A 13,523-nucleotide genomic window follows, 5' to 3' on the forward strand; every position below is an offset into this window, starting at 1 on the left:
ACCGTCCTCGAACGGTCTGCGGCCTCTGCTCCTTAGCGATCTATCTCCCTGTTTTCGATTCCCGGGACAAGCGCTCAATACAACGCGCTAGCGCCTTCGTTGCCGGAGGTTGCAAGTAGCCGACTGCACGCGGGATGAATGGCTATCGGCTCAGCATCCAAACCACTCCAGTGCCTGAATGAAAGAGAAGGTGTGCGACCTACTCCACCTGCAGCCGGTGCCATACTCCAGAAACGACAAAGGCCTGGATCGTTGCCGATCCAGGCCTTTGTCGGTGGCTCAGTTCAAGCAGCTCAACAACCGCTCCTCGAAGCTCTCCAGCAAGCGAAGATCAGCGACCATTTCCTCATGGCGGGCCAACGTCCTGAACGAATCCAGGACCTCTCTGCCAAGCACTTCACTTCCCATGGCCCGCTCCATTCGCACAATCTGCTTATCCTGATAATCACGGGACCACCACAGTTGTGGCACAACCTGCAATGGACGATAAACATAAGCTGCGGACAAGCTGCTCAAGTCATTGAATACGCTACTGACCAACGAAGCATCGAACTCGGCCTTGAACAGCCCCACCACCCGATCCAGCTCGCCGGGAGCCAGGGGGATATTGCCGGCTACCCAGCCATGGATGCTCTGCCAGTCGAGCTCGGCTTCGCGCCTCAAGCGGCTTTCGATCATCTCCGCACTGCCCGGGAACTGCTGGCAGAGCTTGTCGATGATCGCCTGCCACTCGGACTCGGCCGTCACAGTGACTGGCATCTCCTGCGTCTGGACCTGATCGTCCCCGGCGCCCTGAGGCGGTGTCGGGTCGAGCAGGCCGAGGAAACGCACCGTCTCTCCCGCCGCCTCCAGTTCGCTGGCCACGTCCATGGCAATGGAGCCGCCCAGGGACCAGCCTGCCAGGTAGTAAGGACCTGTCGGCTGCACCTGGCGGATGTTGGCGACATAGCGCTCGATCATGGCCTGCCATGAAACCTCGCTCCAGTCGGTTTGCAGGTAGGCCTGGTGCAGCACGCCATACACCGCGCAACGGTCGCGCAACTGCGCCGCCAACGGCAGGTAGCCATACACGCTGCCCCCCGCCGGGTGGAAGCAGAACAGCGGCTGGCCAGAACCGCCCAGGGCGATGACATTCTGCGCACTGTCGGGATGACCGGCTGCGATCAGGCCAGCCAGTTGCCCCACGGTCGGCGCAGTGAACAGCGCATTGATGCTCAGTTGCACAGCCAGTGCCTGGTTGATGGCGCCGATCAGGCGCAAGGCATCCAAGGAATGCCCACCCAGCTCGAAGAAGTTGTCGTCCAGGCCCACCTGATCGACGCCCAGCACCTGGCTCCAGAGGGCGGCGACCTGCTGTTGCAGCTCGCTCTGTGGAGCGATGTAGGCGTGCTGCAACAGGCTGGCATCGGCCTTGGGCAGGGCCTTGCGGTCCAGCTTGCCATTGGGGCTCAATGGCAGCATTTCGAGGAACAGCAGGTGCGCCGGCAGCATGTAGTCCGGCAGCACCTCCTTGAGGGCCCCCTTCAATTGCTCGCGCAATTGCGCCTGGGCCTCGGGCGTATCGGCCGCCACCTGCGCGGCTGGCACGACGTAAGCCACCAGTTGCGGCCCGCTCGCACCGTCCTGGGCCAACACAATTGCCTCGCGTACTTGAGCCAGCTCCAGCAGCCGCGCTTCGATCTCGCCCATCTCGATGCGGAAACCGCGGATCTTCACCTGGTGGTCGATGCGCCCGGCGTAGTCGATCACGCCTTCGGCGTCATAACGGGCCAGGTCGCCGGTGCGGTACAGACGACCGCCATCGCTGCTGAACGGATCGGGAATGAAACGCTCGGCGGTCAGGCCTGGGCGGTCGTGGTAACCCCGGGCCAGCAGGTCGCCACCAATCATCAGCTCGCCAATCACACCGTTGAGCGGCAGGTTGCCGCTGTTGTCCAGCAGGTAGATGGAACGGCCTGGCAGGGCCTTGCCCAGTGGAATCACCGCCGGCAGCGGCTCGGTCCCCTTCAGGTAGGCACCGCAGTCATGGGCCGTGGCACTCACGGTGGCTTCGGTAGGCCCGTAGGTGTTGAGCAGGCAGACCTGATCCAGGCCGGCCTGTTTCCACGCCGCCACGCCTTCCGCCGGCATGGCCTCGCCCCCCAGGTTGAGCTGACGCAGGCGACCAAAGTCCCGCGGCCCCTTGGCGGCGAAGTCCTTGCCCAGCATGAACCAGTAGGCAGTGCTCAAGTCAACGATGCTGATGCCTTGCTCGATCAGCTCGCGGTAGAAGGTCTCGCTGTCCCACAGCTCCTTGCCGCGAATCACCACCGAAGCACCACGGATCAGCGCCGGGTACAGCTGCTCGACAAAGGCATCGAAGTTGAAGGTGGAGAACTGCAAGCCACGGTCCGCAGCCGTCATGTTGAAATAGTTGGCGGTGGCCCGTGCGTGCTGGCTCAAGGCATTGTGGGTAATCCCCACGCCCTTGGGCCGGCCGGTGGAACCGGAGGTGTACATCACGTAGGCCAGGTTTTGCGCGCTGCTGCGTTCAGGCGGGTTGCCCTGCGCCATACCGGCCAGCCAGACGGGAGCCTGGTCCAGGCACAGGTACGGCACCGCGAGGCCATCCTGCAAACGCTCCAGCAGCGGCGACTGGGTCAGCAGCAACTGGATGCCACTGTCCTGCATCATGTAGTGCAGGCGCTCCTGGGGGTACTCGGGGTCCAGCGGCACGTAGGCGCCGCCCGCCTTGAGCACCGCCAGCAGGCCGACAATCATGTCCAGCCCGCGCTCCACGGCGATACCCACCCGCACATCCGGGCCCACGCCCTGCTCGATCAGCTTATGGGCCAACTGATTGGCCCGCTGGTTGAACTGGTCATAGCTCAGTTGCTCACCGGCGCACAGCAGCGCCACGGCATCCGGAGTGCGCGCGGCCTGGGCTTCGATCAACTGGTGGATATTCAGGTCCCGGCCCACTTGGCCGGCCGCCCGGCGGGACTCTTGCTCAACCGCCGCCCGTTGCCCGTCGCTGAGCAGCGAAAGATCTCCCAGGCACTGTCCGGGGTTACCGATCATGGCCAACAGCAGATGCTGCAGGCCCTCGGCCAGTTGCCGGATCACTGCGCCACTGAAGTGCTGGTACGAATAGCTGTAGTCGAACGACAAGCGTTCAGCGACGAACACCGACAACGTCAGCGGGTAGTTGGTCTGCTCATGATTGCCTACCGCGCCAAATTGCAGCTGTGCCGGCGAGCCTTTCTCCAGGGCTTCGGACACCGGGTAGTTCTCGAACACCAGGATGTTGTCGAACAGCGCCTCGCCCCCAAGGCCGGCCCAGCGTTGCACGTCATACAGCGGCGTGTGTTCGAAATCGCGCAGGGCCAGATTGCGCTCCTGAACAGCCTGCAACCAGTCGCTGACTGACAACTGCGGACGCGGCGCGGCCACCACCGGCAAGGTGTTGATGAACAGCCCGATCTGCTGCTCCACACCCTTGAGTTCTGCCGGCCGGCCAGACACGGTGGCGCCGAACACCACCGTGTCCTGTCCGGTGCAGCGTTGCAGCAATAACAGCCAGGCGGCCTGCACCAGAGTGTTGACCGTGACCTTCTGCTGGCGGGCAAACTCGCCCAGGCTGCGGGTCTGGGCCTCGTCGAGGGTACAGCCATGGCTGCCATGGCCCTCCTCCAGCGGTGCGCGTGCACCGCCAGCAAAGGCCTGGGCCAGACGGGTCGGCTCATCCAACCCCAGCAGTTGCTGTTTCCAGAAATGCTCACTGAGGGTTGCGTCCTGGCGTTGCAGCCAGGCGATGTAGTCGCGGTAGCGCCCGGTCAGGTGCTGCGGCAATTGACCGGCATAGCGTTGCAGTACTTCACCGAGCAACTGCGAGTTGCTCCAGCCATCCATCAGGATGTGGTGGTTGGTGTAGATCAGGTGGTAGCGCTGCTCGCCAGTGCGCACCAGGGCCAGGCGCAGCAGGGGCGCAGCGGCCAGATCGAAACCCCGTTGACGCTCGGTCGCCGCCAAGGCGTCCAAGGCTTGCGGGGTCTGCTGCGTCGAGCGCCAGTCGTGCTCGGCACACTCCAGGCCGACCTGCTTGTACACCACCTGGATCGGCGCCGGCAGTTCGCCTTGCCAGAGGAAACCGCTGCGCAGGATGTCATGGCGCTCGATGGTTGCCTGCCAGGCCTGGCGGAAGCGCTGGGGATCGAGTCCGTCCACGTCCACTCGTAGCTGGTTGATGTAGTCGCCACCCTCCTCTTGATAAAGGGTATGGAACAGCATGCCTTGCTGCATCGGCGACAGCGGATAAAGGTCCTCGACCTTGGCCAGGGCCAGCGGCAAGCGGTCCAGCTGTCGCTGGCTCAGGCCGGCCAGAGGGAAGTCCGATGGCGTGGCGCCACGGTGCTCGGGCTGGCTGCAGTGCTCGATCAGCGCCTTGAGCTCCCGGGTGTAGTCATCCGCCAGGTGCTGGATGGTGGCGCTATCGAACATCGCCCGGCTGAAGTTCCAGCCCAGGCTCAGCTCACCGCCATAGACCTGACCATTGAGGGTCAGCCAGTTGCCCTGGGGTGCGAGCAGGCTTTGGTCGTCGCCCTTGGCCTCATTGGCCGGGGCAAACCATGCCTGCTGGTCATCGAAACTGCCGTCGAACTGACCCAAGTAGTTGAAGGTGATGCGCGGCACCGCCAGCGCAGCCAGGGTCTGTTGTGCGGCCTCATCACCCAGGTAACGCAAGACGCCAAAACCTAGGCCCTTATTCGGTACCGCGCGCAGTTGCTCCTTGATGAACTTGATCGAGTCGGCCAGGGCCGGCTGCGGCGTCAGCTTCACCGGGAACACGCTGGTGAACCAACCCACGGTGCGGCTCAGGTCGATGCTGTCGAACAGCTCCTCACGGCCGTGGCCTTCCAACTGCACCAGGGCGCTGTCCTGGCCGGTCCAGCGGGTGATGACCCGGGCCAGGGCGGTGAGCAGCAGATCGTTGATCTGGGTGCGATAGGCCGCCGGCGCGTCCTGCAACAGGCGCTGGGTATCACCCTTGTTCAGCCGGGTTTCGACACTGCTCGCGTGCTGATTCTGCAACCCGTCGTGGCCGTGATCGCAGGGCAGGTTCGATTCGACACCCTGCAACTGCGCCTGCCAGTAACCCAGCTCTTGCTGCAACGCCGCGCTGCTGGCATAGGCCTGCAACTGCCCGGCCCAGGCCTGGGTCGAGCTGGACTTGGCCGGCAGCACCTGATTGCCCAACAGGGCTTGCAGATCCTCCAGGAGAACTCGCCAGGACACCCCATCCACCACCAAGTGATGGACGATCAGCAACAGGCGCTGGCTCTGGTCGGCCAGGGTGAACAACACGGCCCGCAGCAGCGGCCCCTCCTGCAGGTTGAGACTGCGCTGGGCCTGCTCGGCAAACTGTTGCAACGCCTGGGCGTCGGCGACATTGGCCTGCCACAGCAGTTGCACCGGCTCATCGGCATCGGCAAAGGCTGCGCTCCACGTGCCCTGATGTTCGGTAAAGCGCAGGCGCAGAGCATCGTGCTGCACCGTCAGGGCCTGCAAGGCGCTTTCCAGGGTCTGGGCTTGCAGCGCCTGTAGCGGTTTGAGCAGCACCGACTGGTTCCAGTGATGCCGTTCCGGCACCGGTGTCTCGAAGAACCACTGCTGGATCGGCAGCAGCGGCATCTGCCCACGCACCGGACCCTGGTCGATCTGCAAACCGCCCTCGCCCTGCTCCGCCACCGTGGCCAGCCCCTGCACCGTCTGGTGCTGGAACAAGTCCTTGGGGGTGAAGCGGATACCGGCCTGACGGGCCCGACTGACCACCTGGATCGAGATGATCGAGTCGCCACCCAGCTCGAAGAAGTTGTCGGTGACGCCCACCTGCTCAAGCTTCAGCACATCGGCCCAGATCGCCGCGATCTGTTGTTCCAGTTCGTTCTGCGGCGCCACATAGGTCTGCTGCATCAACTGCGCATCGACCTTGGGCAGTGACTTGCGATCCAGCTTGCCGTTTGGCGTCAGCGGCAGCGCTTCGAGGAACAGCAAATAAGTCGGCACCATGTAGTCCGGCAGGCTCTCGCGCAGGCGCGCCTTGATGCTTTCGCGCAACTGCGCCTGGCGCTCGTTGCTCGACGCCACGTCAGCGTCCACCGGCACGATGTAGCCCACCAGTTGCTGACCGCTCGGCCCGGGCTGGGCGATTACCGCCACTTCCAGCACCGGGTCCTGCTCCAGCAGGCGTGCTTCGATCTCGCCCAGCTCGATACGGAACCCCCGCACCTTGACCTGATGGTCGACACGGCCCACATATTCCACCAGGCCGTCGGTACGGTAGCGCGTCAGGTCACCGCTGCGGTACAACCGGGCACCGGTGGTGCTGTAGGGGTCAGGGATAAAACGCTCGGCCGTCAGCCCCGGACGATCCAGGTAACCCCGGGCCACGCCCAGGCCCCCCAGGTACAGCTCACCCGCTACGCCCACCGGCAACAGGTTGAGGTTGGCATCGGCCACATAGGCACTCCGATTGCCGACGATATTGCCGATAGGCGCATAGGCCGCATCGCACGGATCGCCCGCCTTGGCCTTCCAGATCAATGGCGTAACCACCGTCTCAGTCGGGCCGTAGCCGTTGAAGATGTACTTCGGACGCAGCACTCGCCATGCCAGATCGTAACTGGCCTGGGGCACCGCATCGCCGCCAAAGCAGTAGACCCGCACCGCCGGCGGATTGCCGTCGCGCTCGGCGTGCACCGCCAGTTGTTGCAGGTACACAGGCGGGAACACGCCCACGGTGACGCCGTAGCGATGCATCTGTTCGTAGGTGAATTCCGGCGACCACACACTATCGTCGCGGATCAGCACGCTGGCACCGTAGATGAGCGGGTGCATCCAGCCTTCGTGGGAGCCGTCGAAGGCGAAGGACATGAAGTGCAGCTCGCAATCCGCCGGGCTCATTTCATAACGCTCGCCGGTGGCCAGGCTGTGCATGGCCAGCGGGCCGTGGGACACCGCCACGCCCTTGGGCAAACCGGTGGAGCCGGAGGTGTAGATCACGTAGGCGAGGTTTTCCTCGGCCAGTTCCACCTGCGGACTGGTCACCGGGTAAGCCGCAAAATCAGCCGCGCCTTCGACGCTGAGGGTCGGCAGACCCTCAGGAATCGGCAAGCGATCCAGCAAGTGGCTCTGGGTCAGCAGCAGCCACGCGCCACTGTCTTGCATCATGTAGCGCAGGCGGTCCTGAGGGTACTCGATGTCCAGCGGCACATAGACCCCACCGGCCTTGAGCACGGCCAGGAAAGCCACCATGATTTCCGCGCAGCGCGGCATGGCGATGGCCACCCGCACCTCCGGGCCAACGCCCTGTTCGATCAGCTTGTGCGCCAGTTGGTTGGCCTGAATATCCAGCTCGCGATAGCTCAGGCGCTGCTCGGCGAAGAACACCGCTGGCGCATCCGGGGCCTTGGCCGCCTGATCGGCGAACAGCTGGTGGACGAAACGGTGGGTCGGGTAGACCACATCGGTGTGGTCCCAGTCCTCGCGGATACGATGCTGCTCGTCCTGCGTCAGCAATGGCAACTCACCCAGGCCGGTTTGCGCATGCTCCATCAGGCTCAGCAACAGGCCCTGCAAGTGCCCACCCAACTGCACCATTGAAGGTTCGGAGAAAGATTCACGGGCATAGATGAACTCGAACGACAGGCTCGCCCCCAGGTTCACCGCGACGGTCAGTGGGTAGTTGGTCTGCTCGTGGTTGCCCACCGCGCCAAAGCGCAGTTGCGCCGGAGCGCCTTTTTCCAGGGCCTCGGACACCGGGTAGTTCTCGAACACCAGGATGTTGTCGAACAGCGCATCCCCACCCAGCCCGGCCCAACGCTGCACTTCGTACAGTGGCGTGTACTCAAAGTCGCGCAGGGCCAGGTTGCGGTTCTGCACCGCCTGCAACCACTGGCTCACGGTCATGTCCGGGCGTGGCGTGGCCACCACCGGCAAGGTGTTGATGAACAAGCCCACCTGCTGCTCTATGCCCTTGAGCTCCGCGGGGCGCCCCGCCACCGTGGCGCCGAACACCACGCTTTCCTGCCCGGTGCAACGTTGCAGCAACAGCAGCCACGCCGCCTGCACCAGGGTGTTGACCGTGACCTTCTGCTGCCGGGCAAATTCGCCAAGCCGAGCCGTCTGTGCCAGATCCAGCTCGCGATGGTGCTTGCCGTGGCCGGTGCCGGCCGCAATGTCCGCGACCCGGGACAGCGCCTGGGTCAGGCGGGTCGGTTCATCCAGCGTCTGCAGTTGTTCTTTCCAGAAGCTTTCACAGGCCTGGGCATCCTGGCGTTGCAGCCAGGCGATGTAATCCCGGTAACGGCCCGGCGCGTGGCTCGGCAGTTGACCGGCATAACGTTGCAGCACTTCGCCGAGCAACTGCGAATTGCTCCAGCCGTCCATCAGGATGTGATGGTTGGTGTAGATCAGGTGGTAACGCTGCTCGTCGATACGCACCAGGGTCAGGCGCAACAAGGGCACCGCATCCAGCTCGAAGCCACGCTGGCGCTCGGCGGCGGCCAGGGTCTCCAGGGCTTCCTGCTGCTGCGGCTGGCCGCGCCAGTCATGTTCGGTGCAGTCCAGGGCAATGTGCTTGTGCACCACTTGCAGCGGCGTCGACACCTCGCCCTGCCAGATAAAGCCGGTGCGCAGGATGTCATGCCGATCGATGGCCGCCTGCCAGGCCTGCTGGAAGCGCAGCGGATCGAGGCCGTCCACGTCGACCCGCAGCTGGTTGATGTAGTCGCCCGCCGCCTGCTCGTAGAGGGTATGAAACAGCATGCCCTGTTGCATCGGCGACAGGGGGTAGAGGTCTTCGACACCGGCCATCGACACCGGCAGGCGATCCAGTTGCTGCTGGTTCAGGCCCGCCAGCGGGAAGTCCGACGGGGTCGCGCCCGCCTGCTCCGGTGTGCAGCAATGCGCCACCAGCGCCTTGAGTTCCTCGGCATAGTCGTCGGCCAGCCGCTGCACGGTGGCGGTATCGAACATCTGCTGGCTGAAGGTCCAGTTCAGGCTCAACTCGCCGCCATAGACCTGGCCATCCAGGCTCAGCCAGTTGCTCAGCGGGGCGAGCGGGCTCTGGTCGTCGCCCTTGGCTTCACCGCTGGGTTTGAACAGGGAATCCTGCTCGTCGAAACTGCCGTCGAACTGGCCCAGGTAGTTGAAGGTGATACGCGGTACAGCCAGGGCTGCCAGGGTCTGCTGCGCCTGAGCATCCCCCAGGTAACGCAGGGCGCCAAAGCCGATGCCCTTGTTCGGCACCGCCCGCAGCTGTTCCTTGATGAACTTGATCGAATCAGCCAGGGATGCCTGGGGCGTGAGCTTCACCGGGAACATGCTGGTGAACCAGCCTACGGTGCGGGTCAGGTCGATGCTGTCGAACAGGTCTTCGCGGCCGTGGCCTTCCAACTGCACCAGGGCACTGGCTTCACCGGTCCAGCGGGTGATGACCCGGGCCAGGGCCGTGAGCAGCAGATCGTTGATCTGGGTGCGGTAGGCCGCCGGGGCATCCTGCAGCAGGCGCTGGGTATGGGCCTTGTCCAGACGTGAACTCAGGCTGCTGGCGTGCTGGTTCTGCAATGCGGTCACCGGGCGGTCCAGCGGCAGGCTCGACTTGACACCCTGCAACTGGGCCTGCCAGTACTTGAGTTCTTCCTGTAGCGCCGCACCTTGGGCATAGGCCTGCATCTGCTCGGCCCAGGCCTGGGTCGAGCTGGTCTTGGCCGGCAACGCCAGGGTCTGGCCGGCGCTGAGTTGAGTGTGGGCCAGTTGCAGATCCTCCAGCAGGATCCGCCAGGACACGCCGTCCACCACCAGGTGGTGGATCACCAGCAACAGACGCTGGCTGCCGTCCGCCAGGCTGAACAACACGGCCCGCAGCAGCGGCCCGTCCTGCAGGTTCAGGCTGCGCTGCGCCTCGATCGCCGGCTGCTCCATGGCCTGGGCGCTATCCACCGCAACCTGCCAGAGCAGCTCCGGCCGCTGGCTGGCATCGGCAAAACGCGCCGACCAGCCATCAGCCTCCTGGCGGAACTGCAACCGCAAGGCGTCATGCTGCACCCGCAGCGCCTGCAAGGCGCTCTCTACCACTTCGGCACACAGCGGCTGGACCGGTTTGAGCAGCACTGACTGGTTCCAGTGATGACGTTCGCTCATGGGCTGCTCGAAGAACCACTGCTGCACCGGCAGCAGCGCAGTCGCGCCACGCACCGGGCCCTGGTCGATCTGCACCCCGCCTTCGCCCTGCTCGGCCACCGCCGCCAGCCCCTGTATCGTCTGGTACTGGAACAGATCCCGCGGGGTGAAGCGGATACCGGCCTGCCGCGCGCGGCTGACCACCTGGATCGAGATGATCGAATCACCGCCCAGTTCGAAGAAGTTGTCGGTCGCACCCACCTGTTCAAGCTTCAGCACATCGGCCCAGATCGCCGCGATCTGCTGCTCCAGTTCGCTCTGCGGCGCCACATAGAGCTGCTGCATCTGCTGGGCGTCGACCTTGGGCAGGGCCTTGCGGTCGAGTTTGCCATTCGGGGTCAGGGGCAGCGCTTCGAGGAACAGCAGGTACGCCGGCACCATGTAGTCCGGCACGTGTTCCTTCAGCGCAGTCTTGATGCTTTCGCGCAGGGCAGCCTGGGCTTCCCCTGCCACCGCCATAGCGGCATCGCTCGGCACGATATAAGCCACCAATTGCTGGCCGTTCTCACCGTCATGAGCCAGGACAAAAGCCTCGCGCACCGCTGCCTGCTGCACCAGCCGCGCTTCGATTTCCCCCAGTTCGATACGGAAGCCGCGAATCTTCACCTGATGGTCGATACGGCCGATGTACTCGATCACCCCATCGGCGCGGTAACGGGTCAGGTCGCCGGTGCGGTACACCCGGCCACCGTCGCTGGAGAACGGATTGGGCACGAACTTCTCGGCGGTCAGCCCTGGGCGTGCCAGATAACCGCGAGTCACCCCGGCACCAGCCAGGTACAGCTCACCGGCACTGCCCACCGGCATCGGTTGCAGGTCCGGGCTGAGGATGTAGCTCTGGGTATTGCTGATGGCCCGGCCGATATTCGCCTGCCCTCCCGCCTCGCGCCGGGTGTAGGTCGAGTAGGTGGTGTCTTCCGAAGGGCCATACAGGTCGTAGACATGCACCAGCCCCGCCTGTTGGTAGAGGCTGTCCACCAGGGCCTGTTTCAGCGGCTCACCCGCCAGGTTGATGATCCGTACGCTAGGCGGAATCTGCCCGCTGCGCTGCAGCGCGGCAATCGCCGAGGGCACGGTGTTGATCAAGCGCACCCGATCACGATCCACCAGCTCCGGCAGCTCCAGGGCGTTGCGGGCCAGGACGATGGAGCCGCCGCTGGACAGGGTCACGAACAGCTCCCACACCGACAGGTCGAAGCAGATCGAAGTCGAGGCCAGCACCCCTTGCAGGTCTTCGCTGCTGTACACACGTTGCGACCAGTCGATCAGCGCCAGCACGTTGCGGTGGGCAATCGCCACGCCCTTGGGCAGGCCGGTGGAACCGGAGGTGTAGATCACGTAGGCCAGATTGTCTGGCGTACCTCGCGGCGCCGGATTATCTATCGAGTAGCCGTCCAGCCAGCCCGGCTGGGCATCCACTTGCAGGGTCTGCAAGGACTCCACGGACGGCAGCAGCGACAGCAATGCGCTTTCGGTCAGCAGGATCTGCGCCTGACTGTCGCGCAGCATGTGCTCCAGGCGATCCTGTGGATAGTCCGGGTCCAGGGGCACATAGGCGCCACCGGCCTTGAGCACCGCCAACAGCGCCACGACCATTTCAGGGGTGCGCTGCAAGGCCACGCCGACCCGCACTTCAGGCCCCACACCCAGCTCGATCAGCTTGTGCGCCAGACGGTTGGCCCGGGCATTGAGCTCCCGGTAGCTCAGGCACTGGCCGGCAAATAGCAGGGCTTCGGCGTCGGGAGTTTTCTGGACCTGGGCTTGCACCCACTGGTGTACAGAGTGCTCGCCGACAAACTCGCCGGTGGCCGGGGTCCACTCGTGCAGCAGCCGGTTCTGCTCGGCAACCCCCAGCAGCGGCAAGTCCCCCAGGCGCTGCCCGGGTTGCTGGACAATGCCCTGCAACAACTGCAGCCAGGACTGGGCCAGACGCTCGATGGTGGATGCCTCGAACAGGTCGGTGGCGTAAGTCAGCGAGGCCCACAGGCCGTCCTCGGCTTCGAAGGTATCCAGGGTCAGGTCGAACTGCGCGGCGCGCCCCTGCCAACTCAGGGTCTCGATGCTGAGGTCGTCCAGGCGCTGGCTCTGCCCGCCCTTCTTGACCGCGGTCTGGTGGTTGAACATCGCCTGGAACAGCGGGCTATGGCTCAGGCTACGCTCGGGACGCAAGGCTTCCACCAACTGCTCGAAAGGCAAGTCCTGGTGGGACTGGGCCATCAGCGCGGTCTGCTTGACCTGTTGCAGGAAATCTCTGAAACCCAATTGCCCATCGATCTCGGCCTTGAGTACCTGGGTATTGACGAAGAAGCCGATCAGGCGCTCGGTCTCGACCCGATTGCGGTTGGCGGTTGGCACGCCGACGCGGATGTCCGCCTGGCCGCTGTAGCGGTGCAGCAGGACCTGGAACGAAGCCAGCAACAACATGAACAGGGTCGCCCCCTCACGTTGCGCCAGTTGCTTGAGAGCGACCCGCAGATCTTCCGGCAACGGGATATCGAGCAACGCTCCGCGATAGCTCTGGATCGCCGGACGAGGATGATCCAGCGGTAGCATCAGCAGCGGCTGCTCTCCGGCCAGTTGTTCCAGCCAGTAACCCAACTGCCGCTCACGCTCGCCGGCATCCATCCACTGGCGCTGCCAGTTGGCATAGTCGGCGTATTGGATCGGCAGGTCCGGCAGGCTGACCGTACGTCCTTGGCGGTAACCGGCATAGAGCTGGATCAGTTCGTCAACCATCACCCCCATCGACCAACCATCGGAAACGATGTGGTGCTGGGTCAAGACCAGCACATGTTCGTCTGCCGCTACCCGTAGCAATCTGGCCCGCAACAGCGGGCCATTACGCAGATCGAAGGGCGGCTGGCTCTTGCTATCGGTCAGTGCATGGACCTGAGCCTCGTAAGAAAGGCCGCCGGCGTGCAATTCGATGATCTCGATAGCCAACGGCGCAGGCGGATGGACCACTTGTACTGCAATGCCATCTTCTTCGGAAAAAGTAGTACGCAGGGTTTCATGCCGGGCAATCAAACTATCGAATGCATGATGCAAGGCTTCAAGGTCCAGTTGCCCCGTCAAGCGCAACGCCGTGGTGATGTGGTAGGCGGTGCTATCGGGCTCCAATTGCCAGAGAAACCATTGGCTTTCCTGGGTATAGGAGAGAACCGGCGCCTCATCGGCGCCACGACTGCAGATAGGAGCGATACCAAAGAGGTTGATGCCCTTTTCTTTAAGCAAAATCGCCAGGGCTTTTCTTTCTTTGGCAGAAAGCGTGCCTACCGAGTCGATTAAAGCTTGCATGTACT

Annotated in this window: 1 protein-coding gene; it reads right to left on the reverse strand. The window is 64.0% G+C overall.

Annotated elements, in window-relative coordinates:
* Positions 1-279: 279 nt before the first annotated feature.
* Positions 280-13,518 (reverse strand): non-ribosomal peptide synthetase, encoded by a 13,239-nt coding sequence (locus I9018_RS21570; protein WP_241107468.1) that lies wholly within the window; start codon positions 13,516-13,518, stop codon positions 280-282.
* Positions 13,519-13,523 lie beyond the last annotated feature (5 nt).

The sequence above is a fragment of the Pseudomonas sp. MPFS genome (assembly GCF_022537035.1).
In the GTDB taxonomy this organism is placed as follows: Bacteria; Pseudomonadota; Gammaproteobacteria; order Pseudomonadales; family Pseudomonadaceae; genus Aquipseudomonas; species Aquipseudomonas sessilinigenes.

Excerpts from the sequence above, each read along its gene's own strand:
- I9018_RS21570 (WP_241107468.1), bottom strand. The coding sequence starts at position 13,518 with ATGCAAGCTTTAATCGACTCGGTAGGCACGCTTTCTGCCAAAGAAAGA.